21 protein-coding genes are annotated in these 20,905 nt (G+C 69.5%); 9 read left to right on the top strand and 12 right to left on the bottom strand.

The window, feature by feature from the left end:
- Nucleotides 1–239: 239 nt before the first annotated feature.
- A complete protein-coding gene (locus tag BLP73_RS19020; protein ID WP_139165935.1) occupies nt 240–647 on the bottom strand; it encodes a hypothetical protein in 408 nt (135 codons plus the stop codon).
- Between the two features lie 599 nt (nt 648–1,246).
- Between BLP73_RS19020 and BLP73_RS10310 the strand changes: the two genes are divergently transcribed.
- From BLP73_RS10310 to BLP73_RS10300, 3 genes are all read left to right on the top strand, one after another.
- Nucleotides 1,247–1,891, top strand: coding sequence for a peptidoglycan recognition protein family protein (locus tag BLP73_RS10310; protein WP_175453310.1), 645 nt, complete (start codon nt 1,247–1,249; stop codon nt 1,889–1,891).
- Between the two features lie 4 nt (nt 1,892–1,895).
- Nucleotides 1,896–2,255: a hypothetical protein gene (locus tag BLP73_RS10305; protein ID WP_090743600.1), complete on the top strand. Its 360-nt coding sequence runs from the start codon at nt 1,896–1,898 to the stop codon at nt 2,253–2,255.
- 285 nt (nt 2,256–2,540) lie between these two features.
- On the top strand, nt 2,541–2,819 hold the full coding sequence (locus tag BLP73_RS10300; protein WP_090743597.1) for a hypothetical protein: 279 nt from the start codon (nt 2,541–2,543) through the stop codon (nt 2,817–2,819).
- A 23-nt stretch (nt 2,820–2,842) separates the two neighbouring features.
- Here BLP73_RS10300 and BLP73_RS10295 read toward each other — a convergent pair whose 3' ends face one another.
- The 11 genes from BLP73_RS10295 to BLP73_RS10245 form a co-directional block, all read right to left on the bottom strand.
- On the bottom strand, nt 2,843–3,271 hold the full coding sequence (locus BLP73_RS10295) for a hypothetical protein (RefSeq protein WP_090743595.1): 429 nt from the start codon (nt 3,269–3,271) through the stop codon (nt 2,843–2,845).
- A gap of 230 nt (nt 3,272–3,501) precedes the next feature.
- Entirely contained in the window at nt 3,502–4,797 is a 1,296-nt protein-coding gene (locus tag BLP73_RS10290) for a PQQ-dependent sugar dehydrogenase (protein WP_090743592.1), read from the bottom strand.
- A 70-nt stretch (nt 4,798–4,867) separates the two neighbouring features.
- Entirely contained in the window at nt 4,868–5,761 is an 894-nt protein-coding gene (locus tag BLP73_RS10285) for a DMT family transporter (RefSeq protein ID WP_217630664.1), read from the bottom strand.
- A gap of 66 nt (nt 5,762–5,827) precedes the next feature.
- Nucleotides 5,828–6,838: a DctP family TRAP transporter solute-binding subunit gene (locus tag BLP73_RS10280; RefSeq protein WP_090743587.1), complete on the bottom strand. Its 1,011-nt coding sequence runs from the start codon at nt 6,836–6,838 to the stop codon at nt 5,828–5,830.
- 25 nt (nt 6,839–6,863) lie between these two features.
- Nucleotides 6,864–8,141 (bottom strand): TRAP transporter large permease, encoded by a 1,278-nt coding sequence (locus BLP73_RS10275; RefSeq protein WP_090743584.1) that lies wholly within the window; start codon nt 8,139–8,141, stop codon nt 6,864–6,866.
- Nucleotides 8,138–8,704 (bottom strand): TRAP transporter small permease, encoded by a 567-nt coding sequence (locus tag BLP73_RS10270; RefSeq protein ID WP_217630663.1) that lies wholly within the window; start codon nt 8,702–8,704, stop codon nt 8,138–8,140. Before BLP73_RS10270 ends, BLP73_RS10275 begins: the two co-directional genes overlap by 4 nt.
- A 109-nt stretch (nt 8,705–8,813) precedes the next feature.
- A complete protein-coding gene (locus BLP73_RS10265; protein ID WP_090743581.1) occupies nt 8,814–10,280 on the bottom strand; it encodes an FAD-binding oxidoreductase in 1,467 nt (488 codons plus the stop codon).
- A gap of 96 nt (nt 10,281–10,376) precedes the next feature.
- A complete protein-coding gene (trpE, locus tag BLP73_RS10260; RefSeq protein ID WP_090743578.1) occupies nt 10,377–11,885 on the bottom strand; it encodes an anthranilate synthase component I in 1,509 nt (502 codons plus the stop codon).
- Nucleotides 11,885–13,906 (bottom strand): SurA N-terminal domain-containing protein, encoded by a 2,022-nt coding sequence (locus BLP73_RS10255; RefSeq protein WP_245686623.1) that lies wholly within the window; start codon nt 13,904–13,906, stop codon nt 11,885–11,887. The genes trpE and BLP73_RS10255 overlap by 1 nt, the downstream gene beginning before the upstream one ends.
- Before the next feature lie 63 nt (nt 13,907–13,969).
- Nucleotides 13,970–15,148: an aminotransferase gene (locus BLP73_RS10250; RefSeq protein ID WP_090743575.1), complete on the bottom strand. Its 1,179-nt coding sequence runs from the start codon at nt 15,146–15,148 to the stop codon at nt 13,970–13,972.
- Nucleotides 15,145–15,915, bottom strand: coding sequence for a hypothetical protein (locus BLP73_RS10245; RefSeq protein ID WP_139165934.1), 771 nt, complete (start codon nt 15,913–15,915; stop codon nt 15,145–15,147). Before BLP73_RS10245 ends, BLP73_RS10250 begins: the two co-directional genes overlap by 4 nt.
- A 195-nt stretch (nt 15,916–16,110) precedes the next feature.
- On the opposite strand from BLP73_RS10245, the gene BLP73_RS10240 reads away from it, so the two are divergent.
- The 6 genes from BLP73_RS10240 (at nt 16,111) to BLP73_RS10215 (ending at nt 20,894) form a co-directional block, all read left to right on the top strand.
- Nucleotides 16,111–16,701: an anthranilate synthase component II gene (locus BLP73_RS10240; RefSeq protein ID WP_090743569.1), complete on the top strand. Its 591-nt coding sequence runs from the start codon at nt 16,111–16,113 to the stop codon at nt 16,699–16,701.
- Entirely contained in the window at nt 16,698–17,717 is a 1,020-nt protein-coding gene (gene trpD, locus BLP73_RS10235) for an anthranilate phosphoribosyltransferase (RefSeq protein ID WP_090743566.1), read from the top strand. Before BLP73_RS10240 ends, trpD begins: the two co-directional genes overlap by 4 nt.
- Entirely contained in the window at nt 17,714–18,358 is a 645-nt protein-coding gene (locus tag BLP73_RS10230) for a uracil-DNA glycosylase (protein WP_090743563.1), read from the top strand. Before trpD ends, BLP73_RS10230 begins: the two co-directional genes overlap by 4 nt.
- Nucleotides 18,359–18,457: 99 nt before the next feature.
- On the top strand, nt 18,458–19,249 hold the full coding sequence (trpC, locus tag BLP73_RS10225; protein WP_090743562.1) for an indole-3-glycerol phosphate synthase TrpC: 792 nt from the start codon (nt 18,458–18,460) through the stop codon (nt 19,247–19,249).
- Nucleotides 19,246–19,719 carry a cyclic pyranopterin monophosphate synthase MoaC gene (moaC, locus tag BLP73_RS10220; protein WP_090743559.1) on the top strand — a complete coding sequence of 158 codons (474 nt, stop codon included), beginning with the start codon at nt 19,246–19,248 and terminating at the stop codon, nt 19,717–19,719. Before trpC ends, moaC begins: the two co-directional genes overlap by 4 nt.
- Nucleotides 19,716–20,894: a molybdopterin molybdotransferase MoeA gene (locus BLP73_RS10215; protein WP_090743556.1), complete on the top strand. Its 1,179-nt coding sequence runs from the start codon at nt 19,716–19,718 to the stop codon at nt 20,892–20,894. Before moaC ends, BLP73_RS10215 begins: the two co-directional genes overlap by 4 nt.
- Nucleotides 20,895–20,905 lie beyond the last annotated feature (11 nt).

Here is a 20,905-nt window from a genome sequence, read left to right as displayed (position 1 = left end):
TCGCCATCGCCCGAGGATCTAACGTTCTACGTGCTGAAGGAGCTCCGCAAGCTGAATCAGAAGCATAGCTGACATTGTTATCCAACAACGCCACGGCCACCATAAACCAATCTGGATACGCGGCCGCTAAACCAGGTGATGCCCTGCCCACACTTGGCGCTGCGCGAACGCCGGTAAACAGCGGCAGGCACAGTTACCTTGGGCACTTCGGCTCGTGGCTGGCGAAGGCGGAACAAGCGCTATCGACCGGTTAGTAGCGCGTGGCCGCCCCAGAGCAAGAGAGCGAAGAACATCAGGAAGAGGAAGGTCTTCAGGACATTCGGCTCATGTTGGGAACGGCGCAATTCGGCTTTACGTCGCCGCGCTGCAGCCTCGGCTTGTTTTGCCTCTAGCTTTGCTCTTTTTGCAGAAGCTCGCTCGTCGCGAGCCTGCTGTATAACGCCCGCCGCTTTAGAAGCTGCTTTGAATGGAAGATTGCGAAGATTGTCCGACTTTATCTGTTCGACACGAAGCCGGATGTACTCATACTTCGCGGCTTTCTCGTCACCGCGGGATAAGATAAGCGCCTTTGTCTGTAGGTCCTTATTAATCCTGCCTGCTTCAAAGTCTCTTGAGACCTGAACATAAATCTCTTCGTCTTTCGCCACGCCACAACACCCGCTTACACTTGCACTAGTTGCACTAGTTGCACTAGTTGCACTAGTTGCACTGTCAGTGCCCCGACACTTCAAGAGTGTAAACCTGCCGGTATAGATAGGTCGGCTCAACTATCGATGCCGCATAGCGGAGTCGTTCGATCCAGATCCGTCTCGGACCGCATGCGGCCTGTTGATCGTCGCTGGCTCTGCTAGAGCTTCGTCGTTGACGCGAACAGGGGCCGACAGCACTATTCTGAGCCATCTTGTTTAGGGCTGGGGAAGCTAGGATTGGAAAGCTGCCGGCCTCCGGAGTTGCGTTTCCGGAGGCCGGCACTCGAAGGCCAAAACATCCGCCTAATGTAGGCTGAATGCGAGCATGCCGGATCGCTCGACTTCCGACCGCCAAGTTGGCACGGTCCCAGTGCTCCGCGACTTGCCGATCAGAGAAACTGCTCGTGCCGCGATCGTCTTCATAAACTGCAAGCTAGAGGCTCGGCAGCTCGGCGGTCGAATCCTATTAGTTCGCCCATAACATGTTCTCGCAGAACGTGTAGCTAGAATGACACACACGCCCCGCCATCGAGCGGGGCTTTTTCATGGAGGATAGCATGACCCGCGAACCCATCCGGTCGATCCAGACCGGGCTGAACGCGCTTGGCCATGAGCCCGGCCCGATTGACGGCCTCTTCGGCCGCAACACCCGTGAGGCGGCCGAGCGCTGGATGGCGGCCGGCGGTAAGGCTGCGCCCGCGCCCGTGGCACCGCCGCCCCCGTCCAGGCCGACCGGCGCGATCATCCACCAGGGCAGCGCCCGCCACCCGGTGCGCGAGATCATCGTGCATTGCGCTGCCACGCGGCCGGACTGGATGGCCCGCCGGCCGATCGGCGAAAAGCTGGCCGAGATCCGGCGCTGGCACACCTCGGCGCCGCTCTACTGGCGCGACATCGGCTATCACTGGATCATTGATCGAGACGGAAAGGTGCTGGCCGGCCGCAAGGAAACCGAGATCGGCGCCCATGCCGGCGCGGTCAAGAACCGTGGCACGCTCGGGATCTGCCTTCTGGGCGGCCATGGATCGAGCGAGAACGGCCACTTTTCCCAGCACTACACCCGTCATCAGGACGTCACCCTGCGCCAGATGATCGACGCGATCAGCTCGCGCACCCGCATCCGGAAAGTCAGCGGCCACAACGAATACGCTGCCAAGGCTTGCCCCGGCTTCAACGTCCCCCTCTGGCTAGAAGGAGCCTGACCGCATGGAAACTCTCATCGAAAACGCGTTGCCGGCGCTGCTTGATCTTCTCGGCATCATCCTCGCAGCGCTATTGGCCTGGGCCGCGACCGCGGCCAAGCGCAAGTTCGGGATCGATGTTGAGGCCCGGCACCGCGAAGCCCTCCACTCGGCGCTGATGACCGGCGCCAAGCTGGCTATCGCCCGGCAGCTCACAGGCGCTACCGCGGTCGAGCTAACTGTGACGCATGCCCGCGAGTCTGTACCGGATGCCATCGGCTTCCTACAGCCGAGCGGTAGCTTCCTGGAGCGTATGGCTGAGGCGAAGCTGCAGGAGGCAGGCGACAAGCTGACGCGCGAGCTGTCTCGGGCCATCGGCCGCTAGGTAGCCTCTCGCAAGCTCCCGGCCTATGGGAATACAGGGCCGGGAGACACGCAAAACTGCGGGCGCTACCATATCTAAAGCAACAGCTTGACTGAAAACGGGAGCAACTTAACCTGAGGTTGTATCGCTTTCCGGTAGCGTCCCGTGGTCTCTCTCAGCAAAGATGAGGTCGCAGGTCGGTTCCCGAGCGCGGGACATTGAAGTTGGCCGCTTCCGCCAAGTTGGTGACAAAAGTGCCCGCGCTCTTCCTCATTAGGTGCTTGAACTGGATGTAGGCGCGCAGCCATGTTCCTTGGCACCATGACGAGCTGGACCCGCAAGCGCACCTTCGACCCTGATCTCGAGGACTGGGTGGTTCTTCGGGACGGCCTGATGGTCGGACGCGTCTACTACGACGATCTGCGGCTGAGCACGTCTGGCGCAGGGATATGGGAGTGGTCTGTCATCACGATGCCAGCCCATAGCGGGCTGGCATCATCGCTGGAAGAAGCGCTGGAGAAGGTGCGGGAGCTGGCGACAGCCGATTGGGGGCACGAGCCTCACGGTTGGCCAGACGATCGGTAGTCGAAACAGAGGCAACTCGCCACTTATGCGTGGCCCGCCAAAACTGCGTCACGCACCGCCAGTGCCCCGAGTAGAAAGGAGAGAGCGGCAGAAAAGGCGGCCGCAACGGCCAAGACGTGGAAGAAGTCGTTCAATCTCCGGGAAATTGCTTGCCAACGGGCAGACTGCGACTGCAGGACATTCAGCGCAGCTGAACCCATCAGGTAAGATGAGCCAATACCGGCCAAAGACGCCATCACGCCCCAAGCGAAAAACATGATCGCATCAGCGACACCTATCAGCATCGCTGAGTAAGTAGAGTCGGCGCGTGCTATCGAAGCAACGAAGCCAAGAACAGCAACTGCTGCACCCCCGTTTATCAATATCGCGCTCTTAAGGAAGGCCTGGCCGATACTCACGTTCAGCTCGTTCATGTGCTTGAAGAGGTCCGTGTTCTGCTCGTCGTTTTGCATGCTAGGCGTCACTTATCCGGTGGATGACCTTCTCGAAAACCGTTGTTGTCCGTGCAAACGGCACCAGCGCCGCAGTTTACGAAGTTGATCTAACGCATTGATTAGCAGCGGTCCGAGACTTTCCACGTTGACGATACTTCTTCATATTTTCAAGCATGCTGATCGGTTTTGGGTACCGTAGGTCGGAGGTTCGAATCCTCTCGCCCCGACCAGTGCAGATCCAGGGGCCATCACGCGCCGGAACCCGTCACCCGCCAGATCACGTCGCCGACATCGTCCGCCACCAGAAGCGAACGCTTGTCCGCACCGATCGTGACGCCGACCGGCCGGCCATAGGCCCATTTCTCGTCCTCGGACAGGAACCCCCACAGGATGTCGCGCGCCGGACCCGAGGGCTTGCCGTCCGCGAAGGGCACGAAGATCACCCGGTAGCCGCTGAGCGTCGAGCGGTTCCACGAGCCGTGTTGCCCGATCACCATGCCCGCACCGAACCCCGGCAGCGTGCCCTCGGGCATCCAGCAGAGGCCGAGCGAGGCCGTGTGCCCGCCAAGCGCGAAGTCGGGCGTGATCGCGCGGGCGACGAGCGCGGCGTCCTGCGGCACGCGGTCGTCCACGATCCGGTCCCAGTAGCAATAGGGCCAGCCGTAAAAGCCGCCGTCCTGGACCGAGGTCAGGTAGTCCGGCGGCGTCTCGTCGCCCAGCCCGTCCCGCTCGTTCACCACCGTCCACAGCGCGCCCGTCTGCGGCTCCCACGCCATGCCGACGGCGTTGCGAAGGCCCGAGGCAAAAATGCGCGCCTCGCCCGACGCCACGTCCAGCTCCCAGATGCAGGCGCGGCCTTCCTCGACCTCCATGCCGAAGTCGGCGATGTTGCTCAGCGAGCCGACGCCGGCATAGATCCTGCTTCCGTCGGGCGAGGCCAGCAGGCTGCGCGTCCAGTGGCCACGCGGCTTGAACGTGGTGAGGCGCTTGCCCTCGCCTGTCAGCCGCGTCGCGCCCTCCTGATAGGGGAAGGAGAATATGCCGTCGGTGTTGCCGACGTAGAAGGTGCCGTCCACCAGCGCCATGCCAAAGGGCTGGTTCTGGTTCTCGGCGAAGACATGGCGCTCCTCGGCGACGCCGTCGCCGTCCGTGCCGCGCCACAGGGAGATGCGGTTCGCGCTGTCGCCGATGGCCTTGGCGCGGCGCATGGTCGCCTGCATGGCATGGTCCATCAGGCTGCGGGGCGGGTTCGGCTGCTCCTTGGACTCGGCCACGAGCACATCGCCGTTCGGCAGCACCTCGATCCAGCGCGGATGATCGAGGCCCCGGGCGAAGGCGTTCACGCGAAGGCCCGGTGCCGCGCTTGGGACGTGATCGCCCTCCCAGCCCTTGGCGGTCGGCATCTTCAGGGTCATGATCCCCTGCTTCTTCGCCTGCGGGATCGTGGGCGAGCCGCCCACCGCCGGGTTCCGCGCGGCGAAGGGGCGCCGCATCATCACCATCGTCCCGCCCACAAGCGCCGTCGCGCGTGCCATGAAGTCCATTGCCAGCCTCGCTTTCGTTTCTTCTTCTTGGATCTAGTCGCACGCCCTGCGGCCTCCAAGGCCGGGGCGGCTATTCTCCGGCCTCTGCCAGTGCGGGTGCGGGCGCCTCGGCGGGCGCGGGGCGGCGCAGGATGATCAGCCCCGAGCCGACGATCAGCGCCGCGCCGATCACCATCTCTCCGGCGGGAACGTCGCCGAAGACGAAGAAGCCGAAGAGCGCGCCCCAGACAAGCAGCGAGTATTGCAGCGGTGCCACGACCGAGGCATCGGCCAGCTTAAGCGCCCGCGTCACCAGCATGTGCGCGGCCGTCGCGACGAGGCCCAGCAGGAACAGAAGCCCCAGATCGCCCGCCCCCCGCAGCGGCTGCCAGTCGAGCGGCGCCAGCAGCAGCCCGGCGGCCAAGGCGGCGGCCAGTTGGAAGATCACCAGGTCGCGGTCCGGCGTCTCGCGCAGCGAGCGGCCGAGGATCATGATCGCCGCGAAGGCCGCCGTGCCGAGCACCGCGAAGAGGACGCCGAGGCCCGAAAGCTGCAAGGCGGGCGCGAGCAGGATCATGACGCCCAGAAAGCCGACGCCGACCGCGCTCCAGGTGCGAGCGCCGACGCGCTCGTTCAGGATCAGGGGCGAGATCGCGACGACGTAGATCGGGGCGGCCATCCAGAAGGCCATGACGTCGGCCAGCGGCATGTAGGACACGGCGAGGTAGAAGCAGAAGACCTCGATCGTGGCGCAGGCGGCGCGCAGGGCCTGAAGGCCGGGCCGCGGGGCCGAGGCCAGGCGGCGCAGCGCCCCGCCACCGCGCAGCACGAAGGGCAGCATCACCGCCCCCGCCGCCAGCGAGCGCAGCAGGATCACCTGCGCGACGCCGTAATCGGCGACCAGCCACTTGCCCATCGCGTCGTTCATCGCGAAGGCCGCCATGCCCAGCAGCATCAGCAGCGCACCTGCCCGGTTGGCCGTCATCCCCATGATCCCCACATGCAAGGCCGGCGCCCGGGACGGGCGCCGGCGGTCAGGTCAGGCGCGGGCTCAGTTGCCGCGCAGCTCGGCCAGCGCCTGCTGGACCTGGTCGACGACATCCGCGCCGATCGTCTCCTTGTGCTTTTCGTAGATGACCTGCGACTTCTCCAGCATCTCCTCCTGGTCCTCGGGCGAGATGGTGTTGAACTGGAGGCCTGCCTCCTGCATCTTCGCCAGCGACTGCTGGTTCAGGTCCTGGATCGCCGTGCGCTCGACGTCGCGGCCGACGACGGCGCAGTCGCGCAGGGCCTGCTGTTCCTCGGGCGAGTAGCTGTTGAAGATCGCCTTCGAGAAGAGGAACAGGAACGGCGTGTAGGCGTGCTTGGTCTCGCTGATATAAGACTGCACCTCGTAGAACTTCGAGGTGTCGATGGTCACGTAGGGGTTCTCCTGCGCATCGATCGCCCGCGTCTCGAGGGCCGAGAAAACCTCGCCGAAGGCCATCGGCGTCGCGTTGGCGCCGAAGTTCGAGAAGGTGTCGAGGAAGATGTTGTTCTGCATCACGCGAACCTTCATCCCCTGGAAATCCTCCCAGTTGGTGATCGGCCGCTGCGAGTTCGACATGTTGCGGAAGCCGTTCTCCCAATAGGCCAGGTTTACCAGCCCGACCTCGTCCAGCTTCTGGTTCAGCATCTCGCCGAACTCGCCGTCCATGATCGCATAGGCCTCTTCGGGCGTGCGGAAGAGGAAAGGCAGATCGAAGACGCCGAGCGCGGGGACCATGCCCACCAGCGGCGAGGACGAGGTGACGACCGCCTCCTGCAGCCCGCTGCGCAGGGCTTGCGTCGCCTGCAGGTCGCCGCCGAGCGCGCCGCCCCAGAAGCCCTGCATCTTCATCATGCCGCCCGTCGCCTCGTCGAGGCAGGCCTGCATCGCCTCCATGCCGGTGGCGACCGGGTGATCCTCGTTGATGCCGTTCGAGACGCGGAACGTCCGCTCCTGGAACTGCGCCAGTGCGGGGGCCGCGACGGCGAGGCTGGTGGTCAGGCACAGGGCGGCCTTCAGGATCGCATGTTTCATTGTCTTTCCTCCCATTGTCTTTGTTTCAGTAGAACCAGTTGGCCGGCACGATCACGATGGCCGGGAACGCGACCAGCAGCAGGATCACCAGGATCTGCGCGATGAGGAACGGCCAGACGCCGCGGATGACCTTGCCCAGGGGCACGCGGCCGACGCCGCTGACGACGTTCAGCACCACCCCGACCGGCGGGGTCAGCAGGCCGATGCAGCAGTTCATGATGAACATCACGCCGAAATAGACCGGGTCGATCCCCGCCTTGGCGATGATCGGCATCAGCACCGGCGTCAGGATCAGGATCGTCGGCGTCAGGTCCAGCGCGGTGCCGACGACCAGGATCAGCGCCATGATCGCCAGCATCAGAAGCCGCGGGTTCTCGATCAGCGGGGCGATGTAGCCGGCGATCTCGGCCGGGATGTTCGCCGCTGTGATCAGCCAGGCCGAGACCAGCGCCGCGCAGACGAGGAACATGATCGCCGCCGTCGTCCGCCCGGCCGAGATCAGCACGCCCGGCAGGTCGCGCAGCTTCAGCTCGCGGTAGATCACCATGCCCACGAAGAGCGCGTAGAAGGCCGCGATGACGGCCGCCTCGGTCGGAGTCACCACGCCCAGCTTGATGCCCCCGAGGATGATGACCGGCATCCCGAGCGCCCAGACCGCCCGCCCCGAGGCGCGGCCCCGGTCCGCCCAGCTGGCGCGCGGCAGCGTCTCGACCCGGTCGTTGCGGGCCACGATCAGCCAGGTGATGATCAGCGCGACGCCCATCAGGATGCCCGGCACGATCCCCGCCATGAACAGCTTCGAGATCGAGACGTTCGCCGCGACGCCGAAGATGATGAAGGCCATCGAGGGCGGGATGACCGGCGCGATGACGCCGCCCGCCGCGATCAGCCCGGCCGAGCGCGGCACGTTGTAGCCCGCCCGCGCCATCATCGGGATCAGGATCGCCGCCAGCGCCGCCGTGTCCGCCGCCGCCGAGCCCGAGATAGAGGCCATGATGACCGCCGCGATGATCGCGACGAGGCCCAGCCCGCCCCGGATATGGCCGACGCAGGTGATGGCGAACTCGATGATGCGCTTCGACAGGCCGCCCGCGTTCATCAGCTCTCCGGCCAGGATGAAGAAGGGGATCGCCAGCAGCGTAAAGGTGTCCGCGCCGATCAGCATGTTCTGCGCGATGATCTGCGTGTTGAACATGCCCATGAAGGTCATCAGCACGACGCCGCAGACGATCAGCGCGAAGGCGACCGGCACGCCAAGCGCCATCGCGCCCAGCAGCGAGACGATGAAGACCAAGAGCGTCATTCGCCGCGGTCCTGCGGGCGCGGGGCGGATGCGGGCTGCGGATGCTCGGTCATCTCGCCGCCGAAGCCGCGCAGCTCGTCCTCGGTGATGCGGCCGGTCGCCAGACGCGCCAGCCGCTCCAGCGTGATGAGGATGATGCCGAGGCCGGTGAAGAGGCCGATGCCGTAGACCCAGGCCATCGAGAGGCCGGTGACCGGCGCGCTCATGCTGGCGTTGATCGGCAGCTGCTTCCAGGTGCCATGCGTCAGCACCCCCGCGCAGCCCAGGATCAGGAGGTCCGAGATCCCCATCAGCACCAGCCGCCCGCGGCGGCCGAACTGCGCGACGACGGTCTCCATCCCCATGTGCTGGCGGTGGTGATAGGCGACGACGGCGCCGATGAAGGTCAGCCAGACGAAGGCGAAGCGCGACAGCTCGTCCGAGACGGGAAGGCCCGAGTTCATCGTGTAGCGCATGACGACGTTGACGAAGACCATGACGGCCATCGCCGCCAGCAGCAGCGCCAGCAGGATGTCGAGAAAGCCGAAGAACAGTCGGGCGGCCTGCCGCATCTCAGCCGCCACCGCACCGCAAAGGCGCCGCCATCGTCATGATCCCCTCCCCGTCACGCGCCGTCTGCTGTCAGACAACCCGATGACTGGACCCTAGGGCGCGCCGCAATGGCCTGTCCATCTAATTTTCGGCAAGGGGCGCGTGGTGGGCGGCTTCCGCCGGGTGATCCATCTGGCAGCCCGGGTTCATCATCCCCGCCGGGTCAAGCGCCGTCTTGATCCGGGTCAGCAGCTCGCGCTGGACCGGCGGCAGCCGCGCCTCGAACTCGGGCTTCTTCAGCCGGCCGATCCCGTGCTCGGCGCTGATCGAGCCCGCATGGCGGTCGAGGACCTCGTTCACGATCTTCTTGGCCTTCAGGATTTGCGGCACGATCATGTCCGGCCCGAGTCCATAGTCTGGCAGCACGTTCAGATGGACGTTGCCGTCCCCGACATGGCCGTAGGAGACGCAGGTGCAGCCCGGCAGTTCGGCCGCGACCGCCGCCTCGGCCTCGGCCACGAAGGTGGCGAGGCGCGACAGCGGGACCGAGACATCGGTGCGCAGGTGCCGCCCCCGCATCGCCTGCCCGAGGTTCATCCCCTCGCGGATCGCCCAGAGGCCCGCGGCCTGCGCCCGCGACTGCGCGACGACGCCGTCCCGCGCCAGGCCCGACATCAGCGCCCCCTCGAGAAAGCGCGTCATCAGGTCGTCGATGTCGACCAGCCCCGAGCCCGAGATCTCGATCAGCGCATAGGCCGGATGCGCGGCGTCTAAGGGCGGGCGCAGGTCCGGCATCGCCTCGCACGCCAGTTCGATGGCCAGCGGCGGCATGAACTCGAAGGCCGACATCAGGTCGCAGCAGTCGCGCCGCGCCTGCCGGTAGAGCGCGATCACCTCCTCCAGCCCGTCCAGCGCGACAAGGGCCGTCGCCACCTGCTCGGGGCGCGGCAGCAGCTTCAGCGCGACGGCGGTGACCAGGCCCAGGGTCCCCTCAGCGCCGATGAACAGCTGCTTGAGGTCGATGCCGCGATTGTCCTTGCGGAGAAGCGACAGCCCCTCGAAGAGCTGCCCGTCCGGCAGCACGACCTCCAGCCCCAGGACCAGCTCGCGCGTCATGCCGTAGCGCAGGACGTTCACGCCGCCCGCGTTGGTCGACACGTTGCCGCCGATCCGGCAGCTGCCCTGCGCACCGAGCGTCAGCGGGAAGAACAGCCCCTCGGCCTCGGCGGCGGCCATGACCTGCTCCAGCACCGCGCCCGCCTCGACCACGGCAGAGAAGTTGTCCGCGTCCAGCGACCGGATGCGGGTCATCCGCTCGAGGCTGATGACGACCTCGGCCGCGCCATCCTCGGGCAGCGCGCCCAGCACGAGGCCGGTATTGCCGCCCTGCGGCACCACGCGCAGCTTCAGCGCGGCGGCCGCGCGCATGCAGTCCTGCGCCTCGGACGTGCTGCGCGGGCGCAGCACCGCCAGCGCCTGCCCCTGCACGTCGCCATGCCAGTCGCGGCAATAGGGCAGGACGGCCTCGCCCGTCAGCACGAGGTCCGGGCCGAGGCGCGCGCGCAGCTGCTCCGCGTCCCCCACCTGCCCCGCCATGTCATCCGCCATCTGCCCCCTCCCGATCACCCGGAGACGCCCCGGTCATCAGACAAGCAGACTAGGTTTTGCCCCGCTGCGCCAGCCCCCTCGGGCGGGCCGGCGGGATCAGCGGTTGTCGCCCCGCACGAAGCGGGCGGCATCCTCGGCGGCGCGTTGCAGGGCGCGGGACTTGTTTACCGTCTCCTGGAACTCGGCCTCGGGGTCGCTGTCATAGACGACCCCACCGCCCGCCTGGATGTAGAGCGCGCCGTCCTTGACCACCCCGGTCCTGAGCGCGATGCACATGTCCATCTCGCCATTGGCCGCGAAATAGCCCACCGCGCCGCCATAGACGCCGCGCTTTTCCGGCTCCAGCTCGTCGATGATCTCCATCGCGCGGACCTTGGGCGCGCCGGACACGGTGCCCGCCGGCAGTCCGGCCAGAAGCGCGGACAGCGCGTCCTCGCCGCCGCGCAGCTCGCCCACCACGTTCGAGACGATGTGCATGACGTGGCTGTAGCGCTCGATCACGAACTGCTCAGTCGGGCGGACGGTGCCGGGGCGCGCCACGCGGCCCACGTCGTTGCGGCCGAGGTCCAGAAGCATCAGGTGCTCGGCCAGCTCCTTCTGGTCGGACAGCAGGTCCGCCTCCAGCGCCTTGTCCTCGGCCTCGTCGCGCCCGCGCGGGCGGGTGCCGGCGATGGGGCGGATCGTCACCTCGCTGTCGCGCAGCCGCACGAGGATCTCGGGCGAGGCGCCGACGATCTGGAAGCCGCCCATGTTCAGGTAGAACATGAAGGGCGAGGGGTTGGTGCGCCGCAGGCTGCGATAGAGCGCGAAGGGCGGCAGCGGGAAGTCCATGCGCCAGCGCTGGCTCGGGACGACCTGGAAGATGTCGCCCGCGCGGATGTAGTCCTTGGCCTTCTCGACCGCGCCCAGGTAGTCCTCCTTGGCGAAGTTCGACACCGGGGTGCCGATCTCGGCCGCCTCGCCCAGGGCACGCGGCTCGGAGGGCTGGCGGTCCAGCGAACGCAGCGCCTCCATCACCCGCTCGGCCGCGCGGGCATAGGCGGCGCGGGCGTTGTCGCTGCCGTCGTGCCAGGCGGGCGCGCAGAGCGTCACCTCGCCCTTCACCCCGTCCAGCACGGCGACCACGGTCGGGCGCATGAGGATGGCGTCGGGCAGGTTCAGCGGGTCCGGGTTCACGTCCGGCAGATGCTCGACCAGGCGGATCATGTCATAGCCGAGATAGCCGAAGAGGCCGGCCGCGACAGGCGGCACGCCCTCGGGCATCGGCTCGATCCGGCTCTCGGCGATGAGGCTGCGCAGGCTGTCGAGCGGCCCGTCCTCCACCGGCTGGAAGTCGGTCGAGAAGCGCGCCTCGCGGTTGATGCTGGCGCGCCCGTCGCGGCACTGCCAGATCAGGTCCGGCTTCATCCCGACGATGGAATAGCGGCCGCGCAGCTCGCCCCCGGTCACGGATTCCAGCATGAAGCTGTGCGGCGCGGCCTCGGCCAGCTTCAGCATCAGGCTGACCGGCGTGTCCAGATCGGCCGCCAGCCGGATCGTCACCAGCTGGTTGCGGCCGGCCTGCCACGCGCGCTGGAAGGCGTCGAAATCGGGCGCCAGCTGCATCACTGGACCTGCGTGTTGACGGCGTTGATGACGGACTGGTTGACCTCGATCCGGTTCTCGCGCTGCAGGTGGCGGGCATAGTAGTCGAAGACGTCGCCCTGAAGCGACTGCCCGATCCGGGCCGCCACGGCGTCGCGGATGCGGGCCGCGTCCTCTCCGCCAAGATCGGCATCCTGCACCGCGTCGAGCCGCACCAGCAGCACCCGGCCCTCGGCCTCGACCACCTCGACCTCGTCGGGCTCGGAAAGCGTGAAGACCGTCTCGAGCACCTGCTGCGGCAGGGTCTGCAGCCAGCCGTTGCGCGTCACATCAGTCTCGGAGGTCCAGGCCGGGCCTGCCGGCGCCTCGGCCTCTGCGGCGTCGGGACCTGCGTCCGGCGCGGCGCCGGTCTGCGGGCCGGCGTCCTGCATGGCCGCGGCCTCGGCCGGCGGCGCTGCCGCGGCATCCGGCGGTGCGGGGTTGGCGACCAGCGCGCTGACGCCCGCCGTCGCGGCGTCGGCCGTGGCCGGCACCGCGCTGGCCACCGCCGCCAGCCGCTCGGCATCGGCCAGTTCCAGAAGCTGCCGCTGCACCTCGGCGCGGCGCCAGTCGGCCAGCACCTCGTCCCGCACCTCGGCGAAGGGGATCAGCGCGGGCGGCACCACCTCGTCGAGGCGCAGCGCGAAGACGCCGCCATCGACCAGCTCCACCAGTTCGGGGAAGTCCGTGGGGGCGACATCCTGCGCCCGCTCGCGGAAGGCCTCGTAGCCGGCGATGCTGCCCTCGGGCGCCTCCAGGTCGGCGCGCCAGTCGATCTGGCCCAGCTCCATCTCGGTCTCGGCCGCGAGATCCTCGAGGCTGGCGCCGCCGGCCAGCAGGTCCTCGAACTCGGCCGCGCGGTCTTGGATCACGCGGGCGGCGCGGCTCAGCGCGGCTTCGGCGCGAAGATCCTCGCGCGCGGTTTCGAAGGGAATGTCCACCGGATCGAGGATTGCGTTCACCGAGAAGAGCGCGGGACCCAGGTCCGTCTGCAGCGGGCCGACGACGCCCGGCTGCTCCAGCGCGAAGACGGCCTCGCCCGCCGCGCCCAGCTGCGCCTGGCTGACCGCGCCGAGGTCGATGTCGTCCAGCGTCAGCCCGCGCTGCAGCACGAAGGCCTCGAAGGGCTGCTCGCCCGCCTCGATGGCGGCGCGGGCGGCCTCGGCTTCCTCGGCCGAGGCAAAGACCAGCCGGCCGACCAGCCGCCGCTCGGGCTGCTGGAACTCGGCGATGTTCTGGTCGTAGGCGGCGCGCAGGGCCTCTTCGTCCAGCGCGACCTCGGGGGCCAGCATCTCGGGCGTGACCCAGGCATAGGTGATCCGGCGCAGCTCGGGGGCGGTGAAGCGCTCGCCATTGGCGGCATGCCAGGCCGTCAGCGTCGCCTCGTCCGGCTCGGTGACGGAGGAGGCGAGATCGGCCTCGGTCAGCTCGCGCCAGCTGAAATCGCGCGTCTCCAGAAGCCAGCGGACGGTCTGGTCCACCACCGGGTCGGGCGCGGCGACGCCGCCCGCGACGGCGCGCTGCAGCAGCAGCCGCGCCTCGTCGTCGCGGACGCTGGCCTCGAAATCGGCCTCGGACAGGCGCTCGCGGCGCAGGACCTCGCCATAGGCGGCGCGGTCGAAGCGCCCGCTCGGGCCGCGGAACGCCTCGGCCTCGGCGATTGTCTGGGCAACGCGCGCATCGCCGACCGAGACGCCGATGCGGCGGGCCTCCTCGCTGAGCGAGGCGCCGGTGAAGAGCTGCGCCTGGACCATCTGCGGCAGGCCCATCGCCTGCGCCTCGGCCATCGACAGCGGCTGGCCGGTCTGGCGCATGTAGTCCATCATCTGGCCGCGCAGGGCCCGGGCATATTCATCGGCGGTGACCTTCGTCTCGCCCACCTGCCCCACGGCGCTGGTCCCGCCCGAGAAGCTGGTGACCCCGAAGCCGCCGAGGCCCAGCACCATCAGACCCATCAGGATCCAGACGACGGTCGATTTTCCCTTGGTGCGCAGGCTGGCCATGCATTCGTCCCCTTCTGTCCTCGGCGCCCGTCTTAGGGCGCGGGCCGGGGCGCGGCAAGCCCGTCAGCGGCCGAGTTCCCCCAGCCTTTCGGCAAGTTGACCGATCCCCGCGGCGTCGACATTGGCGAAGGCGATGCGCAGGTGGCGCGGCCCGACGGGATCGCCCTCGGGCGTGAACATCGTGCCGGGCAGCGCCAGCACGCCGATCTCGCGGACCATGCGCCGGGCCAGCTCGGCAGAACTTTCCGCCAATGGATGCTCGATCCAGGCGAAATAGGCGCCGACGCTTTTCACCCGCCAGCCGTCCAAGGCGCCGAGCGCCTCGGCCGAGGCGGCGCGCCGGGCCAGGATCTCCTCGCGCTCGCCCGCGAGCCACGGCCCGAGGTTGCGCAGCCCCCAGAGCGCCCCGATCTGCCCCAGTTGCGAGGTCGAGATGGAGACGGTGTCGAGGAACTTCTCGATCTGCGCGAGGCGCGCGGTGCCCGCCACGACGGCCCCGACGCGGTGCCCGGTCAGCCGGTAGGCCTTTGAGAAGCTGTAAAGCTGGATGACCGTCCCCTGCCAGCCCGGCGCGGCGAGCAGCCCGTGCGGCGGCCCGCTGCGGCTGTCGAAGTCGCGATAGGTCTCGTCCAGCACCAGCGCGATGCCGGCCTGCGCCGCGATCTCGTGGAAGCGGGCGACGAGCGCGGCGGGGTATTCCGCCCCCGAGGGGTTGTTCGGCGTCACCAGCACGATGGCGCGGGTGCGCGGCCCGATCATGGCGGCTGCGCGGTCCGGGTCCGGCAGCAGGTCGTCGCCGCAAGGCAGCGGCAGCGCCTCGACCCCGCCCATGTCGAGCCACATCTTGTGGTTGAAGTACCACGGCGTCGGCAGGATCACCTGGTCCCCCGGCCCCGCCAGCGTCGCCATCGCGGCGCAGAACGCCTGGTTGCAGCCCTGCGTGATGGCAACCTCCGCCGCCTCGATCCTGCCGCCATAAGCCTCCGAGAAGCTCTCGGCCAAGGCCTCGCGCAGGTCCGGGTTTCCGAGGACCGGCCCGTAGAGATGCGCCTCGGGCCGGTGCAGCGCGGCCTCGGCGATAGCGCGGCGCAGCGGCTCGGGGGGCGGATCGACGGGCGCGGCCTGGCTGACATTGATCAGCGGCCGGTCGGGCGGGAAGGTGACGCCCTCCAGCCAGCGCCGCGCCTCCATCACGGGCGGCGCGAAGGTGGCGGCGAGGGCAGGGTTCAGCGGCATGCTCATGGGTCGCGCTCCAGTCGTCGCAGGTCCGAAAGATCGGGCGGCAGGGAAAGGTCCAGCGCCGGGCGCGGAAGGCCGGGCGCACGGCTGCCGCCCTCCTGCGGCGCCGCCGCCTGTGGACGCGGCGCCTCCGGCGCGGCATCGGCGGCCGGCAGGCGCGGGCTGTCGTCGCGCGTCTCGCTCGGGCGCAGCACGGGCACGGCCACGGGCGCGGCGCTGCCGGCCGCCTGGCTCTGCGGCCGGGCGACGTCCGGGCTGGCCTCGCTCGCGCCGGGATCGGGCTGCGCGGGCGCGGCCGGGTCCGGCAGCGGCTCGGGGCGCGCCCGCTGGCCGGCATCGGTGCTGGGCGCGGTCTCGGCCTCGGCGGCGGGGGCGGCGATGGCAGGAGCGGGACCGGCCTCGGCCGGGGCCGAGCCGGTGGCCATGTCGGGCAGGCGTGGGGGCAGATCGCCGGCGCGCCCGAATTCGGACCCGACCGGCAGATCGACGCTGCCCGCCGCCGGCCCCGGCGCGGCCGGAGACGGCGCGACAGGAGCGGCTTCGGCCGGAGCAGGTTCGGCCGGCGCCAAATCCGCTGGCGCGGGCGTGGCAGGCGCGGGCGCAACCTCAGGCTCGCGCGCAACCTCGGGCGCGGGCGCAACCTCAGGCGCCGCCGCGGCCGGTGCATCGTCCTGCGGCACCTCGACAGGCGTCATCAGCGACAGGCCCGCCAGGGCGATCACGCTCAGCGCAGCACCCTGCGCAAACCCCCAGAAGAACCCGCCTGCCATCGTCCCCATATCCTGCCGCCCTGCCGGCGGCCCCTGTTCTGCGGCCCGAAGGCTGTCGGCCGAGGCTTTCCTGCCCTGCCGCCCTTGACCCTTCAAGGCGCTTTGGCCCATCTATAGCCGACGCCCGCACGGGGGGAAACCGCCCCCTGCCGCGCCGCGCCGATGACCGCTTCCTTCAGCCGCACAAGGTGGCCCATGATCCTTCTGATCGACAACTACGACAGCTTTACCTGGAACCTGGTGCATTACATGGGCGAGGCCGGGGCAGAGGTCGTGGTCCGCCGCAACGACCAGATCACCGTCGAGGAGGCGCTCGCGATGGACCCGGACGGGATCGTCATCTCGCCCGGCCCCTGCGATCCGGCCCAGGCCGGCATCTGCCTTCAGCTGATCCGCGCGGCCGCCGACCGGGCCATGCCGCTGCTGGGCGTCTGCCTCGGGCACCAGGCCATCGGCGAGGCCTTCGGCGGCAAGGTGGTGCGGGCGAACCGGATCCTCCACGGCAAGGTGGACGCAATCAGCCACGACGGCACCGGCGTCTTCACCGGCCTGCCCTCGCCCCTCAATGCCACCCGCTACCATTCGCTGACGGTCGAGCCCGAGAGCCTGCCGAACTGCCTGCGCGTCACCGCCACTTCGGGCGACGGCACGATCATGGGGCTGGTCCATGCGGAGCTGCCCATTGAGGGCGTGCAGTTCCATCCCGAATCCATCGCCTCGGAATACGGGCACGAGATGATCCGCAGCTTCCTGGCCCGCTGCCCCGCCCGCAAGGACGCCGCATGACCGACATCCGCCCGCTGATCGGGATCGCCGCCGAGCGCCCGCTGACGGCCCCCGAGGCCGAGGCCGCCTTCTCGGCCCTCTTCGACGGAGCGGCGACCCCGGCCCAGATCGGCGGCCTGCTGATGGCGCTGCGCGTGCGCGGCGAGACGGTGGACGAGATCGCTGCCGCCGCCCGCGCCATGCGCGCCCGGATGAACCGCGTCACCGCGCCCGAGGGGGCGATGGACATCGTCGGCACCGGCGGCGACGGCAAGGGCACGCTGAACATCTCGACCGCCACCGCCTTCGTCGTCGCCGGCGCGGGCGTGCCGGTCGCCAAGCACGGCAACCGCAACCTCAGCTCGAAATCCGGGGCGGCCGACGCGCTGACCCATATGGGCATAAACGTGATGGGCGGCCCGCTCGTGGCGCAGCAGGCGCTCGACCGGGCGGGCATCTGCTTCATGATGGCGCCGATGCACCACCCGGCGATGCGCCATGTCGGCCCGCCCCGCGCCGAGCTGGGCACGCGCACGGTCTTCAACCTTCTCGGCCCGCTCACGAACCCCGCCGGGGTCAGGCGCCAGCTGACCGGCGCCTTCAGCGCCGCCTGGCTGCGCCCGATGGCCGAAGTGCTGCGCGATCTCGGCTCGGATGCGGCCTGGCTCGTCCATGGCAGCGACGGCACGGACGAGCTGAGCATCGCCGGCGAGAGCCATGTCGCCGCCCTGAAGGACGGCACCGTCACCGAGTTCACCGTCACGCCCGAGGAGGCCGGCCTCTCCCGGCACCCGTTCGAGGCGATCGTGGGCGGCGAGCCGGCGCAGAACGCGGCCGCCTTCCGCGCGCTCCTGTCGGGCGAGCCGGGCGCCTATCGCGACGCGGTGCTGCTGAACGCCGCCGCCGCGCTGCTGGTCGCGGGCCGCGCCGCCGACCTTCGCGAGGGCGCGGACATGGCCGCCGCCGCCATCGACAGCGGCGCCGCACGCGAGAAGCTCGCCGCGCTGGCCGAGGTGACCGGCGCCCCCGAGGCATGACCCTCGCCGCGCCGGCCGCCTGGTCGCACCTGCCCTTCTTCCAGGCTGACTGGCCCGCCCTCGCCGCCCGCCTCGAAGCCGCGCCCGGCTGGCTGCCCGGCCCCGCCCGCCTCTTCGCCGCCCTCGAGGCGACGCCGCCCGCGGCGGTGCGCGTCGTCATCCTCGGCCAGGACCCCTACCCGACCCCCGGCCATGCGAACGGCCTTGCCTTCTCGGTCACGCCGGAAACACCGCTGCCGCGCTCGCTCGCCAACATCTTCGCCGAGCTGCGGGACGATCTGGGCGCCTGCCCCGCCACGGGCGATCTCTCGCAATGGGCCGCGCAGGGCGTCCTGCTGCTGAACACGGCGCTCAGCGTCGCGCCAGGCACGGCCGGCGCCCATGCCGGATGGGGCTGGGACCGCCTCGCCCGCCAGGCCGTGGCCGAGGCGCAGCGGCATGGCCCGCTCGCCTTCCTCCTCTGGGGCAATCACGCCCGAAAGGCACTGGCCGGCCTGCCCCGCGCCCAGGACCTCGTCATCGCCACCGCCCATCCCTCGCCCCTCTCCGCCCGCCGCGGCTTCTTCGGCAGCCGCCCCTTCAGCCGCATCAACGCCTGGCTCGCCGCACAAGACCGGCCGCCCATCGACTGGACCGGCTGACCCTCTCTCCTGTGCCGAAATATCCCGGGGGAATCGCGCCAGCGATGGGGGGCAGCGCCCCCCTTCCCCCGCCGGCCACAGAGAGCTACACCTCGGGTCATGGACATCCTCGACAAGATCAAGGCCTACAAGCTCGACGAGATCGCCGCCGCCAAGACGGCGCGCCCGCTCGCCGGAATCGAGGCCGAAGCCCGCGCCGCCAGCCCGCCGCGCGGCTTCGCCGACGCCCTGACCCGCGCGGCCGGAACCGGCCCCGCCCTCATCGCCGAGATCAAGAAGGCCAGCCCCTCCAAGGGCCTGATCCGCGCCGAGTTCGACCCGCCGGCCCTCGCCCGCTCCTATCAGCAGGGCGGCGCCGCCTGCCTCTCGGTCCTGACGGACGGGCCCAGCTTCCAGGGCGCTCCTGGCTTCCTCTCCGCCGCCCGTGCGGCCTGCGATCTGCCGGTGCTGCGCAAGGACTTCCTCTACGATCCCTACCAGGTCGCCGAGGCCCGGGCCTGGGGCGCCGACTGCATCCTGATCATCATGGCCTCGGTCGATGACGCGCTTGCCGCCGAACTCGAGGACGCGGCCCGCCACTGGAACATGGATGCGCTGATCGAGGTCCATGACGCGCCGGAACTGGACCGCGCGCTGCGGCTGAACTCGCCGCTCATCGGCATCAACAACCGCAACCTCAAGACCTTCGAGCTGAGCCTCGACGTGACGCGCGATCTCGCCCCGCGCATCCCCGCGGGCCGCGACATCGTCTGCGAAAGCGGCCTCTTCAGCCCCGACGACCTCGCGGCGATGATGCAGGTCGGCGCCCGGCGCTTCCTCATCGGCGAGAGCCTGATGCGCCAGGCCGACGTGACCGCGGCCACCCGCGCCATCCTGGATGTCCCCGCATGAGCCTCACGCATTTCGACGCCAGCGGCCAAGCGCATATGGTCGACGTCTCGAACAAGGCCGCCACCGCGCGCGAGGCCGTCGCCGAGGGGCTGGTGCTGATGTCGCCCGAGACGCTGGCTTTAGCGCAGGGCGGCGCGGCGAAGGGCGACGTTCTCGGCGTGGCGCGGCTCGCCGGCATCATGGGCGCCAAGCGCACGGCCGATCTGATCCCGCTCTGCCACCCGCTGCCGCTCGCCAAGGTCGCGCTGGACCTCGCCGCCGACCCCGCCCTGCCCGGCATCCGCGTGAGCGCCACGGTCCGCACGACCGGCCCTACCGGCGTCGAGATGGAGGCGCTGACCGCCGTGACGGTCGCCTGCCTCACAATCTACGACATGCTCAAGGCCGCGCAGAAGGACATGCGGATCGAGGGCATCCGCCTTCTGAAGAAGACCGGCGGCAAGTCCGGCACCTTCGAGGCCGCGCCGTGATCACGGTCGCCGAGGCGCTGGCCCGCGTGCTGGCCCTGGCCCCCGCGCCGACGCCCGAGGCCATCCCCCTTGCCGAGGCCTTGGGCCGCGCCCTCCTCTCGGCGCCGGCGACGCAGCTGAGCCAGCCGCCCTTCGACAGCGCGGCGATGGACGGCTACGCCCTGCGCGCCGCCGACCTGCCGGGCCCACTGGAGGTCATCGGCGAGGCCGCCGCCGGTCGGCCCTGGAAGGGCACCGCCCGCCCCCACTCCGCCATCCGCATCTTCACCGGCGCCCCGGTCCCGCCGGGCTACGACCGCGTCGAGATGCAGGAAAACGTCCTGCGCGAGGGGGCGCAGATCACCGTGCGCGAGCCCTCACGCGGCACCCATATCCGCGCCGCCGGCAGCGACTTCCGCGCAGGCACCCAGCTTGCGCCGGGACGCCGGATCAACGCGGCCGACATCGGTCTTCTGGCCGCGATGAACCTTCCGGACGTCACCGTCGCACGCCGCCCCGTCGTCGCCATTCTCGCCAGCGGCGACGAACTGGTCCTGCCGGGCACGCCCCTCACCGATGGCCAGATCGTCAGCTCGAACGATCTCGCCATCGCCGCACTCGTGGCCGAGGCTGGCGGCATACCGCGCATCCTGCCCCTCGCCCGCGACACCGAGGAAAGCCTGCGCGCCGGCTTCGTGGCCGCCGCGAGCGCCGACCTTCTGGTGACGATCGGCGGCGCGTCGGTCGGGGATCACGACCTCGTCGGCCGCGTCGCAGCCGGCCTCGGCCTCGAGCGCCAGTTCTACAAGGTCGCGATGCGGCCGGGAAAGCCGCTGCTCGCCGGGCAACTGAGCGGAATGCCCATGCTCGGCCTTCCGGGAAATCCTGTCTCGGCAATGGCTTGCGGCATCATCTTCATGCAGCCGCTCATCCGCGCGATGCAAGGCCTTCCGCCGGAGCGGCCGCTGCTGCGCGCCCGGCTCTCCAAGGCGCTGCCCGCCGAGGGGCCGCGCCAGCACTACCTTCGCGCGCGGCTCTCGGAGGGCGACGACCTGCCGCTGGTGAGCCCGTTCGACGACCAGGATTCGGCGCGGCTGTCGCTTCTGTCGCAGGCCGACGCGCTGATGATCCGGCCGGCCGCTGATCCCGCGCGCGCGGCGGGCGAGATCATGCTCTGCCTGCCCCTTTCCCGCTGAGCATTAATCTT

Source organism: Paracoccus tibetensis (assembly GCF_900102505.1).
GTDB lineage: Bacteria > Pseudomonadota > Alphaproteobacteria > Rhodobacterales > Rhodobacteraceae > Paracoccus > Paracoccus tibetensis.
This window is presented reverse-complemented; position numbering and strand designations above follow the sequence as displayed.

What these genes read in the sequence shown, in the direction of transcription:
- BLP73_RS10275 (WP_090743584.1), bottom strand. Translation starts at nt 8,141, where the DNA reads ATGACGCTCTTGGTCTTCATCGTCTCGCTGCTGGGCGCGATGGCGCTT.
- BLP73_RS10265 (WP_090743581.1), bottom strand. Translation starts at nt 10,280, where the DNA reads ATGGCGGATGACATGGCGGGGCAGGTGGGGGACGCGGAGCAGCTGCGC.
- trpD (WP_090743566.1), top strand. Translation starts at nt 16,698, where the DNA reads ATGACCGACATCCGCCCGCTGATCGGGATCGCCGCCGAGCGCCCGCTG.
- BLP73_RS10280 (WP_090743587.1), bottom strand. Translation starts at nt 6,838, where the DNA reads ATGAAACATGCGATCCTGAAGGCCGCCCTGTGCCTGACCACCAGCCTC.
- BLP73_RS10285 (WP_217630664.1), bottom strand. Translation starts at nt 5,761, where the DNA reads ATGACGGCCAACCGGGCAGGTGCGCTGCTGATGCTGCTGGGCATGGCG.
- BLP73_RS10310 (WP_175453310.1), top strand. Translation starts at nt 1,247, where the DNA reads ATGACCCGCGAACCCATCCGGTCGATCCAGACCGGGCTGAACGCGCTT.
- BLP73_RS10290 (WP_090743592.1), bottom strand. Translation starts at nt 4,797, where the DNA reads ATGGACTTCATGGCACGCGCGACGGCGCTTGTGGGCGGGACGATGGTG.
- BLP73_RS10300 (WP_090743597.1), top strand. Translation starts at nt 2,541, where the DNA reads ATGTTCCTTGGCACCATGACGAGCTGGACCCGCAAGCGCACCTTCGAC.
- BLP73_RS10240 (WP_090743569.1), top strand. Translation starts at nt 16,111, where the DNA reads ATGATCCTTCTGATCGACAACTACGACAGCTTTACCTGGAACCTGGTG.
- trpC (WP_090743562.1), top strand. Translation starts at nt 18,458, where the DNA reads ATGGACATCCTCGACAAGATCAAGGCCTACAAGCTCGACGAGATCGCC.
- BLP73_RS10305 (WP_090743600.1), top strand. Translation starts at nt 1,896, where the DNA reads ATGGAAACTCTCATCGAAAACGCGTTGCCGGCGCTGCTTGATCTTCTC.
- BLP73_RS10230 (WP_090743563.1), top strand. Translation starts at nt 17,714, where the DNA reads ATGACCCTCGCCGCGCCGGCCGCCTGGTCGCACCTGCCCTTCTTCCAG.
- trpE (WP_090743578.1), bottom strand. Translation starts at nt 11,885, where the DNA reads ATGCAGCTGGCGCCCGATTTCGACGCCTTCCAGCGCGCGTGGCAGGCC.
- moaC (WP_090743559.1), top strand. Translation starts at nt 19,246, where the DNA reads ATGAGCCTCACGCATTTCGACGCCAGCGGCCAAGCGCATATGGTCGAC.
- BLP73_RS10295 (WP_090743595.1), bottom strand. Translation starts at nt 3,271, where the DNA reads ATGCAAAACGACGAGCAGAACACGGACCTCTTCAAGCACATGAACGAG.
- BLP73_RS10255 (WP_245686623.1), bottom strand. Translation starts at nt 13,906, where the DNA reads ATGGCCAGCCTGCGCACCAAGGGAAAATCGACCGTCGTCTGGATCCTG.
- BLP73_RS10250 (WP_090743575.1), bottom strand. Translation starts at nt 15,148, where the DNA reads ATGAGCATGCCGCTGAACCCTGCCCTCGCCGCCACCTTCGCGCCGCCC.
- BLP73_RS10245 (WP_139165934.1), bottom strand. Translation starts at nt 15,915, where the DNA reads ATGGCAGGCGGGTTCTTCTGGGGGTTTGCGCAGGGTGCTGCGCTGAGC.